The sequence below is a fragment of the Polynucleobacter corsicus genome (genome assembly GCF_018688255.1).
Classification (GTDB): Bacteria; Pseudomonadota; Gammaproteobacteria; order Burkholderiales; family Burkholderiaceae; genus Polynucleobacter; species Polynucleobacter corsicus.
The window spans coordinates 1,099,246-1,116,736 of the sequence record NZ_CP061314.1; the positions used below are offsets into that span (position 1 = coordinate 1,099,246).

Annotated in this window: 18 protein-coding genes; all 18 read right to left on the bottom strand. The window is 46.4% G+C overall.

Features of this window, described 5'->3' with window-relative positions:
* Nucleotides 1–12: 12 nt before the first annotated feature.
* On the bottom strand, nucleotides 13–1,338 hold the full coding sequence (gene folC, locus C2747_RS05750; protein WP_215330677.1) for a bifunctional tetrahydrofolate synthase/dihydrofolate synthase: 1,326 nt from the start codon (nucleotides 1,336–1,338) through the stop codon (nucleotides 13–15).
* A 5-nt stretch (nucleotides 1,339–1,343) separates the two neighbouring features.
* Nucleotides 1,344–2,231 carry an acetyl-CoA carboxylase, carboxyltransferase subunit beta gene (gene accD, locus C2747_RS05755; protein ID WP_215330678.1) on the bottom strand — a complete coding sequence of 296 codons (888 nt, stop codon included), beginning with the start codon at nucleotides 2,229–2,231 and terminating at the stop codon, nucleotides 1,344–1,346.
* A gap of 22 nt (nucleotides 2,232–2,253) precedes the next feature.
* Complete coding sequence (trpA, locus tag C2747_RS05760; protein ID WP_215330679.1) at nucleotides 2,254–3,051, bottom strand: tryptophan synthase subunit alpha; 798 nt, start codon at nucleotides 3,049–3,051, stop codon at nucleotides 2,254–2,256.
* 47 nt (nucleotides 3,052–3,098) lie between these two features.
* Nucleotides 3,099–4,292 carry a tryptophan synthase subunit beta gene (gene trpB, locus C2747_RS05765; RefSeq protein WP_215330680.1) on the bottom strand — a complete coding sequence of 398 codons (1,194 nt, stop codon included), beginning with the start codon at nucleotides 4,290–4,292 and terminating at the stop codon, nucleotides 3,099–3,101.
* A 32-nt stretch (nucleotides 4,293–4,324) separates the two neighbouring features.
* Nucleotides 4,325–4,999, bottom strand: coding sequence for a phosphoribosylanthranilate isomerase (locus C2747_RS05770; RefSeq protein WP_215330681.1), 675 nt, complete (start codon nucleotides 4,997–4,999; stop codon nucleotides 4,325–4,327).
* 37 nt (nucleotides 5,000–5,036) lie between these two features.
* Nucleotides 5,037–5,963 carry a M23 family metallopeptidase gene (locus tag C2747_RS05775; RefSeq protein WP_215330682.1) on the bottom strand — a complete coding sequence of 309 codons (927 nt, stop codon included), beginning with the start codon at nucleotides 5,961–5,963 and terminating at the stop codon, nucleotides 5,037–5,039.
* A gap of 5 nt (nucleotides 5,964–5,968) precedes the next feature.
* Complete coding sequence (locus C2747_RS05780) at nucleotides 5,969–6,406, bottom strand: bactofilin family protein (protein ID WP_215330683.1); 438 nt, start codon at nucleotides 6,404–6,406, stop codon at nucleotides 5,969–5,971.
* A 91-nt stretch (nucleotides 6,407–6,497) separates the two neighbouring features.
* Nucleotides 6,498–7,334 carry a tRNA pseudouridine(38-40) synthase TruA gene (gene truA / locus C2747_RS05785; RefSeq protein WP_215330684.1) on the bottom strand — a complete coding sequence of 279 codons (837 nt, stop codon included), beginning with the start codon at nucleotides 7,332–7,334 and terminating at the stop codon, nucleotides 6,498–6,500.
* Nucleotides 7,335–7,342: 8 nt separating this feature from the next.
* Complete coding sequence (locus tag C2747_RS05790) at nucleotides 7,343–8,728, bottom strand: FimV/HubP family polar landmark protein (RefSeq protein ID WP_215330685.1); 1,386 nt, start codon at nucleotides 8,726–8,728, stop codon at nucleotides 7,343–7,345.
* Complete coding sequence (gene asd, locus C2747_RS05795; protein WP_215330686.1) at nucleotides 8,728–9,885, bottom strand: aspartate-semialdehyde dehydrogenase; 1,158 nt, start codon at nucleotides 9,883–9,885, stop codon at nucleotides 8,728–8,730. Before asd ends, C2747_RS05790 begins: the two co-directional genes overlap by 1 nt.
* A 53-nt stretch (nucleotides 9,886–9,938) precedes the next feature.
* Nucleotides 9,939–11,012 carry a 3-isopropylmalate dehydrogenase gene (gene leuB / locus C2747_RS05800; RefSeq protein WP_215330687.1) on the bottom strand — a complete coding sequence of 358 codons (1,074 nt, stop codon included), beginning with the start codon at nucleotides 11,010–11,012 and terminating at the stop codon, nucleotides 9,939–9,941.
* A 24-nt stretch (nucleotides 11,013–11,036) separates the two neighbouring features.
* Nucleotides 11,037–11,684, bottom strand: coding sequence for a 3-isopropylmalate dehydratase small subunit (leuD, locus tag C2747_RS05805; protein WP_215330688.1), 648 nt, complete (start codon nucleotides 11,682–11,684; stop codon nucleotides 11,037–11,039).
* A 28-nt stretch (nucleotides 11,685–11,712) separates the two neighbouring features.
* Complete coding sequence (locus C2747_RS05810) at nucleotides 11,713–11,922, bottom strand: hypothetical protein (RefSeq protein WP_215330689.1); 210 nt, start codon at nucleotides 11,920–11,922, stop codon at nucleotides 11,713–11,715.
* Between the two features lie 9 nt (nucleotides 11,923–11,931).
* Nucleotides 11,932–13,341, bottom strand: coding sequence for a 3-isopropylmalate dehydratase large subunit (leuC, locus tag C2747_RS05815; RefSeq protein WP_215330690.1), 1,410 nt, complete (start codon nucleotides 13,339–13,341; stop codon nucleotides 11,932–11,934).
* Between the two features lie 18 nt (nucleotides 13,342–13,359).
* Nucleotides 13,360–14,673, bottom strand: coding sequence for a citrate synthase (gene gltA, locus C2747_RS05820; RefSeq protein ID WP_215330691.1), 1,314 nt, complete (start codon nucleotides 14,671–14,673; stop codon nucleotides 13,360–13,362).
* Nucleotides 14,674–14,720: 47 nt separating this feature from the next.
* Nucleotides 14,721–14,990 (bottom strand): FAD assembly factor SdhE, encoded by a 270-nt coding sequence (locus tag C2747_RS05825; protein ID WP_215330692.1) that lies wholly within the window; start codon nucleotides 14,988–14,990, stop codon nucleotides 14,721–14,723.
* Nucleotides 14,987–15,691: a succinate dehydrogenase iron-sulfur subunit gene (locus C2747_RS05830; RefSeq protein ID WP_215330693.1), complete on the bottom strand. Its 705-nt coding sequence runs from the start codon at nucleotides 15,689–15,691 to the stop codon at nucleotides 14,987–14,989. The genes C2747_RS05825 and C2747_RS05830 overlap by 4 nt, the downstream gene beginning before the upstream one ends.
* Nucleotides 15,692–15,708: 17 nt before the next feature.
* Entirely contained in the window at nucleotides 15,709–17,487 is a 1,779-nt protein-coding gene (gene sdhA, locus C2747_RS05835) for a succinate dehydrogenase flavoprotein subunit (protein ID WP_215330694.1), read from the bottom strand.
* Between the last annotated feature and the right edge of the window lie 4 nt (nucleotides 17,488–17,491).

The window sequence follows — 17,491 nt, forward strand, 5'->3', positions numbered from 1 at the left end:
ACGAATCATGGATCAATGGGCCTGGTTATTTCGATATGCCATTACGCCGGCAACGGTATAGAAGGATCCGAAGATGACAATTCTATCACCCTCACCGGCCATTGAAAGCGCTTTTTGATACGCTGCAGCAGTATCTGAGAAGCAATCAATACCGCCATCTTCCCCATTTTTGACGGATACACCCAGATCTACCAGCTTCTCAGATAGCGCTGCGGCACTAGCGGCACGGGGGGTTGGTAAATCAGTGCAAAACCAAAAATCCACGCTATTCAACAGGGGCTTAATAACGCCAGAAATATCCTTGTCCGCCATTGCTCCAAAAATGGCATAGGTATATGGGTGATATCCCATCTTATCCAAGCCCTGACCCAAGGTAGCTGCTGCATGGGGATTGTGGGCGACGTCTAAAACAATGGTCGGCTGACCTGGCAGAACCTGAAAACGACCAGGCAGCTCCACCATAGCAAAGCCATTACGAATATCCTGTGCACTAACTGGCAGTCGCTGATGTAAAGCCATCAATGCGGCAATCACAGCGGAGGCATTCAGAATCTGATTAGCACCACGTAATGCAGGGTAGCCTAGACCACTAAAGCGCTTTTGACGCCCTGCCCAAGCCCACTGCTGCTTATCACCCTGAAAGTTATAGTCACGGCCCTGTAGCCATAAATCACATCCAAGTTTTTCGGCATGATCAATCAAAGATTGTGGAGGTACCGGATCACCACAGACCGCAATACCGCCAGCCCGGAAAATACCAGCCTTTTCAAAACCAATTGCCTCGCGTGTGCTACCCAAAAAATCAGCATGGTCAATATCAATACTCGTAACGATCGCGCAATCTGTATCGACTATGTTGACGGCATCTAAGCGGCCGCCCATGCCTACTTCAAGCACTACTGCATCCAAGTTAGCCTTAGAAAATAAATGCATGATGGCTAAGGTAGTGAATTCAAAATACGTTAAGGTTGGCGCATCGTCCAAGCTGACACGCGCTTTTTCAACGGCTGCGAAATGCTCTAGCAAAAGATCGTCTTTTACCTCTTCGCCGTTAACGCGTGCACGCTCGTTAAATACGAGCAAATGGGGAGACATATGGCAGCCAACTTTATAGCCGGACGCCAGCAAAATACTTTCAAGATAAGCGCAAGTAGAGCCCTTACCATTGGTGCCAGCCACGGTAATAACAGGGCAATCAAAGTGAAGGCCTAGCGCATCTTTCACCCGACTAATACGAGCAAGGCCCATATCGATACCAACAGGGTGAGCTGTTTCGAGGTGACTAAGCCAAGCCGTTAAGCTAGAAAAAAGGATGGGGGTTTGGAGGGCAGGATTCAAGCGCTTTATACAGCTGCGCTACCCGCAATCGCAGGCTCAGGGAGTTGCTGTAGCAAGGCCAACAAACGGGCAATCTCACCACGCATCTGCCGACGGTCAACAATCATGTCGATGCCGCCCTTTTGCATCAAAAACTCAGAACGCTGAAAACCTTCTGGTAATTTTTCACGAACGGTTTGCTCAATCACACGCGGCCCTGCAAAACCAATTAAGGCTTTTGGTTCAGCCATAACAACATCACCCATAAACGCGAAGCTGGCAGAAATTCCGCCCATCGTTGGGTCTGTTAATACGCTGATGTAAGGCAAACCTTTTTTAGCAAGCAAAGTCAGCATCGAGTTTGTCTTTGCCATCTGAAATAGGGATAACAAGCTTTCTTGCATGCGCGCACCACCGGTTGCGGTAACACAAATAAAAGCACATTTCTTAGCAATGGCATCTTGTACGCCGCGAGCAAAACGCTCGCCCACAACCGAACCCATTGAGCCACCCATGTATTGGAATTCAAAACAGGCAGCCACCACTGGAATGCTTTCAATCTTCCCGCCAAGAACAATTAAGGCCTCGGATTCACCAGAGGCATCACTAGCTTCTTTTAGGCGATCAGGGTACTTTTTGGAATCTTTAAATTTAAGTGGGTCGATTGGGTAGATATCAGCGCCAATCTCATGGCGGCCTTTTGGGTCCAAAAGACTATCTAGGCGCTGACGGGCGCCAATACGCATATGGTGACTGCATTTTGGGCAAACCGATAAATTGGCTTCAATATCAGTGCTATAGAGTACGGTTTCACAGCTGGGGCACTTGACCCAAAGTCCCTCAGGAACAGATTTGCGATTAGCAGGATCCGTATGTTGGATTTGTGGGGGCAGTAATTTATCGATCCAGCTCATCAGTCTTTAACTATCCAGTGCATTAACTATCTAAAGCGACGCGAATTTCGCGTATGAAAGTCTCAAGTGATTGTACCGCCTGGCCAGGGGCAGAATCCTCCAAAAGACGAATAATTCGACTGCCAATCACCACTGCATCCGCTGTTTTTGATACTGCACGGGCACTTACAGCGTCATTAATACCAAAACCTACTGCGATCGGAATTGACGTAGCTTCACGAATCTTAGGAATAATACTGGCCACATCTTGGGTATTCAGATGAGATGCACCTGTAACGCCGCGCATAGAAACGTAATAGATATAACCTGAGGCTATTTTGGCCGCATCTTTTATACGCTCTGATGATGAAGTGGGTGCTAATAGAAAAATAGGATCCACACCTGCCAGCTTCATTTGGGCAGCAAAATCGACGCACTCTTCTGGAGGGTAATCCACGATCAGAACACCATCAACCCCAGCAGCTTTAGCTTCCGCCGCAAAGCGCTCTGCTCCCATCTGTTCAACTGGATTGGCGTAGCCCATTAAAACGACTGGTGTAACGACATCGGTTTTACGAAACTCTTTCACCATCTGTAAGCAGCCATGCAAGGTGACACCTTGAGTGAGCGCTCTTTCAGACGAGCGTTGAATTACTGGTCCGTCAGCCATTGGATCTGAAAATGGCACCCCAAGTTCAATGACGTTTGAACCACCACGAACTAATGCGTGCATTAATTCAACAGTGAGTTTTGGATCAGGGTCACCAGCAGTGATAAAAGGAATTAATCCTTTTTTTCCACTGGCTTTTAATTCAGAAAATAGTGCGGTAATTTTTGACATGGCAATTCGTAATTATTCTTGTATGTGACCAATTGATTGGCTATGGATTAGCCCTCTGAACCAGTGGCTTGTGCAACGGTATGCATATCCTTGTCACCACGACCAGACAAGTTCACCAAGATGGTTTTATCTTTAGGGAGTGTGGCTGCCAATTTACATGCATAAGCAATTGCATGAGCAGATTCTAGAGCAGGGATAATTCCTTCAATGCGGCAGCAGTCATGAAAAGCTTTCAGCGCCTCTTCATCAGTAATTGCCACATAGTCTGCGCGACCTGAGTCTTTTAGCCAGGCATGCTCTGGGCCAACGCCAGGGTAATCCATACCAGCAGAAACAGAATGTGTCTCTGATATTTGCCCATTTTCATCTTGCAAAAGATAGGTACGATTACCGTGTAATACGCCTGGCTTTCCAACGCAAAGCGCTGCTGAGTGAAGTCCACTATTGAGGCCATGGCCCGCAGCTTCAACGCCAATTAGTTTCACTTCCGGGAAATCAATATAGGGATAGAAAATACCCATTGCGTTAGAGCCGCCGCCAACGCAGGCCATGACATAGTCAGGCTGGCGCCCAGTCATTACAGGCATTTGAATCTTGCACTCTTCCCCGATTACGCTTTGAAAGTCACGAACCATCATTGGGTATGGATGGGGTCCAGCAACAGTGCCAATAATGTAGAAGGTATCTTCCACATTAGTAACCCAATCACGCATTGCCTCATTAAGTGCGTCTTTGAGAGTCTTGGTTCCTGATTCAACAGGTACGACTTTTGCGCCTAGTAATTTCATGCGGAATACATTTTGCGCTTGACGTGCCACGTCAACAGAACCTTGATACACAGTGCAATCTAAACCAAAGCGAGCACAAATAGTTGCAGTGGCAACACCATGCTGCCCTGCTCCAGTCTCAGCAATGATGCGCGGCTTACCCATACGCTTGGCCAACATCGCTTGGCCAATCACGTTATTAATTTTGTGTGCGCCAGTGTGATTTAAATCTTCACGCTTGAGATAGATTTGAGCGCCACCTAACATTTCACTCCAACGCTTCGCGTGATAGACCGGCGATGGACGACCAACAAAATGTTTAAGCTCGTAGTGAAACTCTTCTAAAAATTCTGGGTCGTATTGATACTTTGCATAAGCTGCTTTCAGCTCATCCAAAGCAAACATGAGCGTTTCAGAAACAAATACGCCACCGTAAGGACCGAAGTGTCCTCGTGCATCTGGCTTATCGTACATAAGTACCTCTTTTTATTAATTACAACAAATGATTAGGTTGGTGTGCTTGCGTCCGCGGCACGCACTGCCTCGATAAACTCTTTCATCAAGACATGGTCTTTTACACCTTTGCTGATTTCTACGCCGCTAGAGACGTCAACCGCGCAAGGATGTAGACGAGCGATAGCTTCGCCCACGTTGTGAACGTTCAATCCACCACTCAAAACGACCTGAGGCGCGTTTGCGCTTATCCATGCTTGTGGAATTCCTGACCAATCAAAAGGAACGCCCCCTCCTCCATAGCTCTCAACGAGTGCATCGAGCAAAAGGGCATTTGCTTGCCTATATTGTAGGGAAAAATCATCAAACGCGAAGCCGGCACCAACGCGTGCAGCTTTCATCCAGGGTTGGCCTGCTGCAAGGCGCTGGCATCGGGCTGGGGACTCATCTCCATGAAACTGCCATAAAGTGATGGAGGCAGCTGCCCTAATAGCCTCAAATTCAGCATCTGTGGCGTTTACGACCAAGCCGACGGCATCTACCCCTGCTGGAAGCCTAGAAATCAATGAGGCGGCGATATTAGGTGTAACGGCTCTTGGACTGGGGGGATAAAAAACAAAGCCAAGCGCATCAACCCCGGCCACAACCGCAGCATCGACATCTGCAGGAGTTTTAAGACCGCAGATTTTGACCCTGGTTCGACCAGGAGAGTGAGTTAGTAATCCCATAAGCCCTAATGATAAGGGTTACGGTGATTCTGCGCCTTTATTGGCTGGCGAACTGCCCTATCAGGATCTGTGCCGGATCAATTAACTTGCTGTCCTTGAGAACCTCATAGTGGAGATGTGGTCCAGTAGCCCTGCCGGTTGAACCCACACGGGCGATCAGCTGACCTCTGCGCACCTCTTGCCCCTCAGTTACAAGGAGTTCACTTGCATGGGCATATCGAGTTTGAATTCCAGCTCGATGATCAATTACTAGCAGGTTTCCATACACAGGGTCGCGCAATGCTTTTGACACCCTACCAAACCCGGATGACACAATAGCCGTTCCTAGGGGAGCCTGGAAATCCACACCTAGATGCTCACTCCAAATATTCTTAAAAGGATCAAGCCTTTTTCCATAGCCACTAGAGATAGAAATACGATCTTGCAGAGGCATACCCGTTGGGATAGTCTCAAGCCATGAAACGTAGCCTATCCAATGTTCAGATAGTTTATTTAAATGCTCATTATTACGCTTCATATCCTGCAATGAATCCTGCAATGCATTCATCAGACTGGGATTTGATTCTGAGCGGGTTGGGCTGATAAATGGTCCCCCAACCGAAGCTTGCCTAGGCTTGTCTTTTTGGATTACCGGCGGCGTAGCAAGCACCGATAACTTTTGATTGCTCGTTTGCAAATCATTGATCTTGAGCTGATAACTCGCCACCTGTTTTTCTATAGCAATTAGCTTTTGGCGATAGAAGATATTGAGATTTTCAAGTTCGACTGCGGTATGGACGTTGCCAAGCTTACGAGCTAGCTGAGGGTTATATTCAATCGCCATCTGAAAACCCATGTACTGCAAGAAAACGCCTAATAGAATTAGCGTCAAAGCAAAGGCGCAAGCACCCAATAACAGATGCTTGAGCGTTAAATTAATGCGGTGTATCTTGCCAACAGCACCTGAAACCCAAAAAATTTGCATCTGAGTTAAGCGGCATTACTTTTTTGCATTGCTTGAGCGATTAAAACATCTGCAGTTTGTGAAGGTGACTCACTATCAGCCTGCCTAAGCTTGCCTTCCAATTTTGCACCAACTTGCATGCCCAGGGTGCCATAAGTAATGTCGCCACTCACAAAAGCGGTATCAAGAAGCTCAACACGATCAGAAGAAAATATATTTCCCTGAAGATTTCCGGAAACAATCACATGCTTAGCTCGAATATCGCCAGTCACGGTAGCCCCTTTTGCAATCGCAACAGTTGCTTCACAGCCATCCTCTTGGAGAATATTGCCATTGACGAGACCATCAATTCGGACACTGCTCCTTAATAATAGATTGCCATCAACCCTTAAGCTCGAACCAATAATAGTTTCAAAGCTCTCAACAGATTTACCTAACGGTTGATTGGTTTTGGACTTGAACATGAGACACCCCTTAAATGGCAGAAGAGGATCATCTCAAAAAAAATTGCTTATGCCAATGCCCTAGGGGCTAATAACCAGGGGTATTGCTACCCTAACCCTGATTCTGAGTTAAAAAAGGGGGCAACCATGAGTTAGCGAGCCAAGGTTTTGGGATCTCAAACTTATCTGGATAGGCAATTTGGGCTAAGTAGAGGCCTGCCGGAGAAAAGGTGGGAGCTGCAATACTGCGATCCTTTGCGGCCAGAACTTCCGCCATCCATTCAGGCCCTTGCTTCCCAACGCCAATCTGAATAAAGCTACCAACTAAATTACGCACCATGTGATGCAAGAAAGCATTGCCTTTGATCTTGAAATACAGCCAGGGTTCATTTGAGAAAATCTCAATGGAATACATGGTCTTCACAGGGGTCTTACTCTGACACTCTGAAGACCGGAATGAGGTGAAATCATGCTCACCAATGAGACATTCGGCAGCGTATCTCATAGTATCAACATCAAACCAGCGATCTGCTGGAAGCATCACATAGCCGGCACGATCTGCAGCCATAGGAGAGCGACATGGCCCACCATGTAAAGCATAAATATAGGTACGCTCATGTGCTGAATATCGAGCACTAAATTCTTCAGAAACAACTTGAGCCCAGTTGACTACGATTGATTCAGGCAAGAAGGAGTTAACCCCCCTAACCCAAGACCAGTTTTCTCGTACAACTTCAACATCAAAGTGAACGACCTGGCCTAAGGCATGAACGCCAGTATCTGTCCTGCCCGCTGTAATTGCGCGAATAGGATTAGATTTCACCGCATTATTACCAACAAATGCAGAAATTGCTTTTTCTAATTCATCTTGAATCGTGTTCTGGTTAACCTGGGACTGCCACCCAGAGTAGGGGCTACCATCGTACTGAAGACCTAGGGCGATACGCATACTCAAACTCAGCTATTGCGGTTTGTTAGTTCGACTAATAAGCCTTGAGCTTCTTGCGTAATGGCAGGATCTAGTGATCCGCCAATATGAACAATTTCTTGAAGGGATTTTTTTGCAGAAGAAAAGTCTTCAATAGTGATGTAAGCCTTAGCTAAATTTAACTTGACCCGAAGAGCATCAGCAAACGGATTTATCTGGGCAACAAGAGTCTCATCATCTTTTTTAACGGGGGTTAAATCGAGATCAATCCCTGCAAATAAAGCCTTTGCGCGCTCCGGCATCACACCGTGTGAAGGCTGATGCTCTTTAGAAGCGATAACTTTACTAGGCATCTCGCCTGAGAAATTACGCGCTTCAGAACGGCGTGCATTTTTTGCCAATAACCATAACGATAGGCCAGTGAGACTCATTAATAACAAAGCAAAGATCGCCGGAGCAAAACCACCCAAACCAAACGATCCATCATTTTTTTCTGCCTCAGATGACCCGCCTTTAGCTTTGTCAAGTAAACGCTGTAAATCTTCAATATTCTTTTCAAGTTCAGCTACGCGAATACGCGTTTGCTCAAGCGCTTTTTCTTGTGCGACCAAATCTTCTGTATAGCGACGCTCTTCAGAGCTACCCTCAGCACTCGAACCAATTTTGAGTCGATCTTTAGCTGGTTCACCCGCACCATTCTTTGAGTTAGCGGAGCCTTTCAGTCCACCCTTAGCCTCGCTCTCAGATAACCACTGAGCATTTGACTCAGCTACAAATTGCTGAGCTTCTGCCGGACTAATCGAGCGCAATAAAGCTTGATTAGGCTTGTTGAGTTCAGCGCCAGCCGCCAGGCGATTAATGCTCCCGCTTGCAAAAGCGTCGGGATTAGCTTTGAATAGAGCCAACATGGTTTGATCTAAAGTGGCATCCTGCAATTGTGGCGCTAATTGTGCTGCGATTTCAGACAGCGTTTGACCGGGCCTCACCAGAATTTTCTGGGCATCGCCAAGTAATAATGTGTAAGTTTTAGTGATGCTTCCGGCAGACCAGTTCAAGTTTACTAGGACGTCCAAGAAAGGATCATCGGTCATAGGTACGGGTTCAACCGTCTCAAGCAACACTGTTAACTGATCTTGTTGATTACGGTAAATCATTGCCTGAGGATTGAGCGCCAGTATCTTTTGAGATATCCCCAAACGATCGTAGGCAAGCTTGTTGGCAACACCAACATTTAGACTGGGCAGAGCAGATTGCTCATCAGCTCCAACCCGAACTAAGAGCTCTACCTTAAGGGGCTCACCAGGCTTAGAAAGTAGTTTTGGGGAGCCAAGAGAAATGGCTCCTACGGCACAGGACCAACTTAAACAAATTAAACAAAGCGCTTTTGCAAGCTGAATCTGGCTAAATCTCAACATTAGCGCTCTAACAAAATGCGGAGCATACGGCGCAATGGCTCAGCTGCACCCCACAAGAGTTGATCGCCGACAGTAAAAGCGCCGAGGTATTCCGGCCCCATCGCCATTTTATGCAAACGACCAATTGGAACTGTCAAGGTACCACTAATTGCAGCCGGAGATAATTCACGCTCGGTTGTCTCGCGATCATTTGGAATCACTTTGACCCATTGGTTATCGCTAGCCAAGATTGCTTCAATCTCTTTTAATGGAATATCTTTTTTAAGTTTGACCGTTAAGCCTTGTGAGTGACAACGCATTGCACCAACACGAACACATAATCCATCGATTGGAATGCTTCCAGGCGTTCTAAATGCAGGTCTACCCAAGATCTTATTAAACTCAGCGCCGCCCTTCCACTCTTCTTTGGTTTGGCCATTCTCAACAGGGACATCAATCCAAGGAATCAAACTGCCTGCTAAAGGTGTATTGCGAAAGTTTTTCTTTGGAAAATCAGGGGATCGTAAAGTCTCGGTAATTTTACGATCAATATCCAGAATCCAGGATGAAGGGTCGGCCAACTCAGTTGCTACGCTATCGCGCAATGCCCCCATCTGCAATAGTAGCTCGCGCATATTTTGCGCTCCAGCACCAGAAGCCGCTTGATAAGTCATGGCACTGATCCACTCAACCATATCGGCTTTCACCAACCCACCCATAGCCATCATCATTAAACTGACAGTACAGTTGCTTCCAATCCAGTTTTTTCCGCCAGCTGCTAATGCTTTATCAATCACTGGACGATTTACTGGATCAAGCACCAGGACCGCATCATCCTTCATGCGCAATGCACTTGCCGCATCAATCCAATGACCTTGCCAATCGGCAGCACGTAACTGAGGGAAGATCTCATTGGTGTAATCACCGCCCTGGCAAGTCAAAATAATGTCGCAACGTGCAAGCGCCTTGATGTCATTCGCATCTAGCAAGATATTTTCACTCTTAGTGACTTTTTGACCATTTAAGAGTGGAACTGCACCACCGGCCTGACTGGTGCTGAAAAATACAGGCTCAATTAAATCAAAATCCTTTTCAGCCAGCATTCTCTCCATGAGAACGCTACCAACCATACCGCGCCAACCGACTAAGCCTACTAAAGGAGTTTTTGTATTTGACATGATGAGCAACTATCTATTCAGGGTGTTGAAATATTTTCGAGCGTAAGTAGTTCTTATTTAGAAAGAGCGGCAACTACAGCATCGCCCATTTCAACGGTAGAAACTTTTTTTGTACCTTCGGTGTAGATATCGGCGGTACGTAAACCTTGAGATAAAACCTTTTGAACTGCCGCCTCAATACGATCAGCTTGGTCAGGCAAACCCAGTGAGTAACGTAGCATCATGGCAGCAGAAAGAATTGTTGCCAGTGGATTAGCAATACCCTTCCCCGCGATATCTGGTGCTGAGCCGTGACTTGGCTCATACAAGCCCTTATTGTTTTTATCCAATGAAGCGGATGGCAACATGCCAATGGAGCCGGTCAGCATCGAAGCTTCATCCGAGAGAATATCGCCAAACAAATTACCAGTCACCACCACATCAAATGCCTTAGGTGCCTTCACTAATTGCATGGCAGCGTTATCAACATACATATGCGTTAACTCAACATCTGGATATTCTTTGCCAACACGAATCATGACATCTCGCCACAACTGTGAAGTCTCTAAAACATTGGCCTTATCCACGCTACATACCTTTTTCCCACGCTTACGGGCTGCTTCAAAGGCTACGCGGCCAATACGCTCTACCTCAGGCTCGCTGTAATGCATCATGTCGAAGCCTTCGCGTGCACCCTTAAATAAAGGCAATTCAGAGGTACGAATACCCCGTGGTTGACCAAAGTAGATATCGCCATTCAGTTCGCGAATAATCAATATATCCAGGCCGCTCACAATTTCAGGTTTTAAGCTTGATGCAGCTGTAAGCTCGTCATAACAAATAGCAGGTCTAAAGTTGGCAAACAGTTCAAGATGTTTGCGCAAACCCAAGATGGCTTGCTCTGGACGCAGTTCACGAGCCAAGGCGTCATATTTCCAGTCGCCCACAGCACCAAACAAAATAGCATCTGCTTTTTTAGCAAGCTCTAATGTTGCAGGAGGCAATGGATGACCGGCTACATCATAAGCAGCGCCACCAACTGGGGCTGACTCAAGGTCAAATTTAGGGCCGAGCGCATTTAATACCTTAACGGCTTCAGCAACGATTTCCGGGCCGATACCATCGCCCGGTAGGACTGCAATTTTCATGAAAAGGCCTTTAACTCTATAAAACTATGGCAATTGTGTAGCAAGCCAAGGCATCTTGAGAATGCGCTCAGCTTCGTAAGCCTTGATTTTATCTGCATGTTGCAGGGTTAAGCCAATATCGTCTAAGCCGTTTAGCAGGCAATGCTTTCTAAATGGGGCTACGTCAAAGCTGTAGGCGGTTCCATCAGGACAGATGACTTGCTGGGCTTCTAGGTCAATTGTGAGCTGATAGCTGCTAAAAGCCAGCGTTTCATTAAATAAATGGTCAACCTGTAACTCTGTCAGGGCAATCGGTAAAAGGCCATTTTTAAAGCAATTATTATTAAAGATATCTGCAAAACTAGGGGCAATGACTGCTCTAAAGCCATATTGATCTAGAGCCCAGGGCGCATGCTCACGGGAACTACCGCAGCCAAAGTTCTTACGGGCCAGCAAAATACCGGCATCTTTATAGCGCGGTTGATTTAAAACAAAGTCTGGATTGATTGGACGTGTACTGCAGTCTTGACCAGGTTCGCCATGATCTAGATAGCGCCATTCATCAAACAAATTTTGGCCAAAACCCGTTTTCTTAATTGATTTTAAGAATTGCTTTGGGATGATGGCATCGGTATCCACATTCTCGCGATTAAGCGGAGCTACCAAGCCTTTGTATACCGTAAATTTTTCCATAGTGATCTTTGCTGAATATCGGCTGCGCTTATTTGACTGGCGTCACAACAACATCTTTCCCTTTGGTTTGGGATTGATTGGTATTGGTGTTGGCAGAATTACCACCCATAGAGTTACCCATGGTTTGCATATCTTTACCAAGACCTTCCATCATGTTGCTGCAAGCAGAAAGAATGATGCCAACAATAGCAACGATAGTTAATTTTTTAATCATTGTGAAAGAAGACCATTTAAACACTGTAACTCCTTAAGAAATCTTACGAACATCAACAAAATGACCTTCAATCGCAGCAGCAGCAGCCATCGCTGGGCTCACTAAGTGCGTTCTTCCGCCATTACCTTGGCGACCTTCAAAGTTACGATTCGAAGTAGATGCGCAACGCTCACCAGGCTCAAGACGATCGGCATTCATTGCTAAACACATAGAGCAACCAGGCTCACGCCACTCAAAGCCAGCAGCTTTAAATACACGATCTAAACCTTCACGCTCTGCCTGAGCTTTTACCAACCCAGAGCCAGGAACTACTAATGCCAACTTCACATTAGCAGCTACCTTCTTACCAAGACGATCAACCACCTTGGCTGCAGCACGAATATCTTCGATACGACTATTGGTGCAAGACCCGATAAATACCTTATCAATAGAGATATTGCTTAATGGGGTATTGGGAACAAGGCCCATATATTCAAGCGCACGCTCCATTGCAGAGCGCTTGTTTGCATCGCGCTCTTTTTCGGGATCAGGAACGCGATCGCTAATAGCTAAAACCATTTCTGGGGAAGTTCCCCAAGTTACCTGAGGAGCAATTTCTTCTGCGCGTAGCTCAACCACAGCATCAAACTGTGCATCTGAATCTGAATGCAAGGTGCGCCAATATTGCAAAGCGTGACGTAAGGCCTCGCCTTTGGGGGCGTAAGGTCTGCCTTGGATATATTCGATCGTGGTTTCATCCACTGCAACAAGTCCAGCGCGAGCACCCGCCTCAATTGCCATATTGCAGACAGTCATGCGACCCTCCATGGACAAATTGCGAATAGCTTCACCAGCAAACTCAATGGTGTAACCAGTTCCGCCTGCAGTACCGATCTTTCCAATGACGGCAAGTACGATATCTTTTGCCGTAGAGCCAGGTTGAAGGCGTCCATCAACCTTCACCAGCATGTTCTTGCTTTTTTTCATCAGCAAAGTTTGGGTAGCTAATACGTGCTCCACTTCAGATGTCCCAATACCAAAAGCCAGCGCACCAAAGGCGCCATGGGTACTAGTATGTGAATCACCGCAGACCACCGTCATGCCAGGCAAGGTTGCACCCTGCTCCGGTCCAATGACGTGAACAATCCCTTGGCGGGTATCGTTCATTTTGTATTGCGTAATTCCAAAGGCGTCGCAGTTTTGATCTAGCGTATCTACTTGTAACTTCGATATCGGGTCAGCGATCCCTTCAGAGCGATCCGTTGTTGGAACATTGTGATCTGAAACAGCCAGATTCGCAGAGATTCGCCATACTGGACGGCCAGCTAAATTGAGCCCCTCAAAAGCCTGAGGGCTTGTTACTTCATGCAATAACTGACGATCTATATAAATCGTGGCCGTGCCATCTTCTTCGGAATAGACGACATGGTCATCCCACAATTTGTCGTAGAGCGTGCGTAACATGAATAACCTCGAAAACTTTTATTTACGAACAGAGATGTTAGGAACCTTGCGTGAAGTATCTCCAACATATAGCTGGCGTGGACGACCAATCTTGTACTCAGAATCAGTAATCATTTCTTCCCACTGAGCAATCCAGCCTACCGTTCTTGCCAAGGCAAATACACAAGTGAACATTTCGGTTGGGATGCCCAAAGCGCGCTGAACAATTCCGGAGTAGAAGTCGACGTTTGGATAGAGCTTACGGCTAACAAAATATTCATCTTCCAAAGCAATCTTCTCAAGAGTCATGGCTAACTTGAACAATGGGTCATTCTCTAGACCCAACTCTTTCAATACTTCATGACAAGTTTCACGCATCAGCTTTGCACGTGGGTCGAAGTTTTTGTAAACGCGATGACCAAAGCCCATCAAGCGAACGCTGGAGTTCTTATCTTTGACTTGGGCAATGAACTCATGAATCTTATCTACACCACCGCTAGCCTGAATGTCATTTAGCATCTCTAAGCAAGCTTCATTTGCACCGCCGTGCGCTGGACCCCAGAGGCAAGCAATACCAGCAGAGATAGCAGCGAATGGATTGGTGCCCGACGAGCCACACAAGCGCACTGTTGAAGTAGAGGCATTTTGCTCATGGTCAGCATGCAAGGTAAAGATGCGATCTAAAGCGCGCACCAATACTGGATTGATCTTGTACTCTTCGCACGGTGTTGCAAACATCATACGCATGAAGTTCGCCGTGTAAGACAAGGAGTTGTCTGGGTAGATGAATGGCTGCCCTACGGAATATTTATAAGACATTGCTACCAAGGTTGGCATCTTAGCAATCAAACGAATCTGCGCAATTTCGCGAGCCTTAGGTTGACTGTAATCAATGGCGTCATGGTAAAAAGCTGCCATCGCACCAACCAAGCCAGTTAAAACAGACATTGGGTGTGCATCGCGACGGAAACCACGCAAGAAAAATTGCATTTGCTCATGAACCATCGTGTGGTGCATTACCAAATCCTCGAAATCTTTTTTCACGGCGGCATTTGGAAGCTCACCATTAATTAGAAGATAGCAAACTTCCAAGAAATCGCAGTTATGCGCAAGATCTTCAATTGGGTAACCACGATAGAGCAACTCCCCTTTATCACCATCGATATAAGTGATTTTGCTATTGCAGGAAGCGGTAGATAAAAAACCTGAATCGTAAGTGAACTTACCGGTTTGACCGTAAAGTTTACGAATATCAATTACATCAGGACCAACAGTGCCCTTGTAGATTGGCAAGTCGATATCTGGTGTGCCGTCCGAAAACGATAATTTTGCCTTGATGTCCGATTCAATCATTTCTAATCCCTAGTCATTCAAATTGATAATTACCACAACATGCTGAGTTATTTCTGTCTCAGCTTTTGTAAAACCCCCTTAAACGAGGCCTCTTGAGATTCTTTTTCCAATCCAGCCACAGAATCCCTGCGACTAATTAAAAGGTCCATCAAGTCATTGTCTTCCAAAGCAAATAACAGGCTCAATACTTTTCCATCTTCTACGCTTAATTGTGAGCCATAGCGCTCAAAAAAACGCTGCAGAATAAGATCGTTTTCAAGCAAACCCCTGCGGGCATCACTCTTTAAGCGATATAACTCTGCATTACTGAGGGTCATACGGCCCTGCGAACCATCAATTCCTTGATCTTGCCAATTGCCTTGGTTGGATTGAGATTCTTAGGGCAAACATCCACGCAGTTCATGATAGTGTGGCAACGGAATAAACGGTATGGGTCTTCTAAGTTATCTAAACGCTGCGCTGTATCTTCATCACGGCTATCTGCAATAAAGCGATAGGCCTGAAGCAAACCGGCTGGTCCAACAAACTTATCTGGATTCCACCAGAAAGATGGGCATGAAGTTGAACAAGAAGCACACAAGATGCACTCATATAAGCCATTTAATTCTTCACGCTCTTCAGGACTCTGGAGACGCTCTTTCTCTGGGAATGGATTGTCATTAATCAAGTAAGGCTTGATGGACAGATATTGCTTAAAGAACAAAGTCATATCGACAATCAAATCACGCACCACTGGTAAACCAGGCAATGGGCGCAATGTAATGACTTTAGGCAAGGTCAACATATTTGTTAAGCAAGCCAATCCGTTCTTACCGTTAATATTCATAGCATCTGAACCACACACGCCTTCACGACATGAGCGGCGATAGGTAATGCTTTCATCCTGCTTCTTTAAAGAAATCAAGGCATCCAACAACATACGCTCACCAGTTAATTCAAGTTCGTAGCGCTCCATACGTGGCGCGGCATCGACATCTGGGTCGTAGCGGTAAATTTCAAATACACGAATATCACTCATTTTTAATTTCTCTTCACTTAGAAAGTACGTTCTTTAGGAGGGAAAGACTCAACAGTCAATGGCTTGAGGACAACTGGCTTATAGTCAAGTCGGTTACCTTCGCTATACCAAAGCGTGTGCTTCATCCAGTGCTCATCATCACGCTCTTGATGGTCATCATGTGAATGTGCGCCGCGACTTTCTTTGCGAGCAGCCGCTGAAATCATGGTCGCGTTTGCCGCTTCAATTAAGTTTGCAACTTCTAAAGCTTCGATACGTGCCGTATTGAAAATCTCAGACTTATCCTTAAGCCATATGTGCTTAGCGCGCTCAGTTAACTTAGCCATTTGACGAACACCCTCGTCCATCAACTCTTGATTACGGAATACCCCGGCGTATTTCTGCATAGTCTTACGAATATCGTTTGCAACATCTTGGGCATACTCACCAGAGGAGGACTCATCAAGAGCAGCAATACGAGCTAGAGTTTGCTCACCAGCATTTGCAGGCAATGGCTTAAATTCACGATTCTTGAGATCCATAGCAACAATGTGATTACCTGCAGCGCGACCAAATACTAACAAGTCGAGCAATGAGTTCGTACCCAAACGGTTTGCGCCGTGAACGGATACGCAAGAGCACTCTCCAATGGCGTACAAGCCATTAACGATGTCGTTATGCTTGCCATTACCTGGCACAACTACTTGCCCGTTGATATTGGTAGGAATACCGCCCATCTGATAGTGGATAGTTGGCACAACTGGAATTGGCTCTTTAGTAACGTCAACGTTAGCAAAATTGATACCGATTTCATAGACAGAAGGCAAACGCTTCATGATGGTTTCAGCACCAATGTGCGTTAAATCGAGAACTACGTAATCGCCATTCGGGCCACAACCGCGCCCTTCTTTGATCTCTTGGTCCATGCAGCGTGAAATGAAATCACGTGGAGCCAAGTCTTTATAAGTAGGAGCATAACGCTCCATAAAACGCTCGCCATCCTTGTTGCGCAAGATAGCGCCCTCACCGCGGCAACCCTCTGTTAAAAGTACGCCCGCACCAGCTACACCCGTTGGGTGGAATTGCCAAAACTCCATGTCTTCTAATGGAATGCCTGCACGTGCTGCGAGACCCATACCATCGCCGGTATTAATAAATGCGTTTGTCGATGCATCCCAAATACGACCCGCACCGCCAGTAGCCATCATGACTACTTTGGTTTCTAAAATATACACTTGGCCCGTTTCCATTTCGAGCGCAGTCACACCAACCACATCACCTGCGTCATCACGAATCAAATCCAGAGCCAACCACTCAACGAAGAAGTTTGTTTTTGCACGAACGTTACGCTGGTACAAGGTATGCAACATGGCATGACCAGTACGATCCGCTGCAGCGCAAGCACGTTGGACAGCTTTCTCGCCATAGTTTGCTGTGTGTCCACCAAATGGACGCTGATAGATAGTGCCATCAGGATTGCGGTCAAAAGGCATACCGTAGTGCTCAAGCTCATAAACAACTTTGGGAGCTTCGCGGCACATAAACTCGATCACGTCTTGGTCACCTAACCAGTCTGAACCTTTGATCGTGTCGTAAAAATGATAGTGCCAGTTGTCTTCACTCATATTACCGAGTGAAGCACCAATACCGCCCTGGGCAGCAACGGTATGCGAACGTGTTGGGAAAACTTTAGTTAATACCGCAACATTCAGGCCAGCTTCTGCTAACTGCAAAGAAGCGCGCATACCTGAACCACCTGCACCGATAATTACCGCGTCGAACCGACGGCGTGGCAACACTTTTTTAATCGCGGTCATTGAA